We start from the raw sequence: 1,102 nt of genomic DNA, 5'->3' as shown, positions 1-1,102 counted from the left end.
ACATTACAAGCAGTAAGATCTGGACCAGTAGCATCTCCGAAGTTCAGCGTTACTGTAATTGTAGATTCATTACCACAATCATCTGCAACGGTATAGGTAACAGGAAGCGAACCACAAGGACCACAAACTACGTTTAAGTTGTTGAAGTCGTAATTGGAAGTTACTTGACCAGCAAGATTCATATCACAGTTATCTGTAGCACAAGATTCAAGCGTAGCAATATTGGCAGCATTCCAAGCATCTGCAATGGTTTCGTTATCATCCGCAGTACAATCTACAGAGGTATCTGTAACAGTAGTACAACTAGTAATATCCGGAGCAATATTATCTGAAACGGTAATCGTTTGTATTTGCGGTGTTGCAGCATTCCCACAATCATCTGATAAAGTCCAAGTTCTAGTAATAATAAAAGAACCTTCACAAGTACCAGCTGTTACAACATCTGTAAAAGTAGCATCTAAAGTAGTATCACAATTATCAGCTTCATTGGTTACATCACCAGTTTCGCTAATAGTTGCATCATAGTTACAAGAAGCATCCGTAAAAATTTCAATAGCTGCAGGAGCAGTAAAGGTAGGCGCAATATTATCTGATACGGTAATTGTTTGTATTTGTGGCGTTGCAGTATTCCCACAATCGTCTGATAAAGTCCAAGTTCTAGTAATAATAAACGAACCTTCACAAGCACCAGCCGTTACAACATCTGTAAAAGTAGCATCTAAAGTAGTATCACAATTATCAGAATCATTGGTTACATCACCAGTTTCACTAACCGTTGCATCATAATTACAAGAAGCATCCGTAAAAATTTCAATAGCTGCAGGCGCAGTAAATGTAGGTGCAATATTATCTGAAACGGTAATCGTTTGTATTTGCGGCGTTGCAGTGTTCCCACAATCGTCTGATAAAGTCCAAGTTCTAGTAATAATAAACGAACCTTCACAAGTACCAGCGGTTACAAGATCTGTAAAAGTAGCATCTAAAGTAGTATCACAATTATCAGCTTCATTGGTTACATCACCAGTTTCGCTAATAGTTGCATCATAGTTACAAGAAGCATCCGTAAAAATTTCAATAGCTGCAGGAGCAGTAAAGGTAGGCG

1 pseudogene is annotated in these 1,102 nt (G+C 38.3%); it reads right to left on the bottom strand.

What is annotated here, in order from left to right:
- Positions 1-1,102, bottom strand: a pseudogene (locus ACVCXO_RS02290) (gliding motility-associated C-terminal domain-containing protein); the annotation flags it as partial.

Source organism: Lacinutrix sp. MEBiC02404 (assembly GCF_053601575.1).
This window is presented reverse-complemented; position numbering and strand designations above follow the sequence as displayed.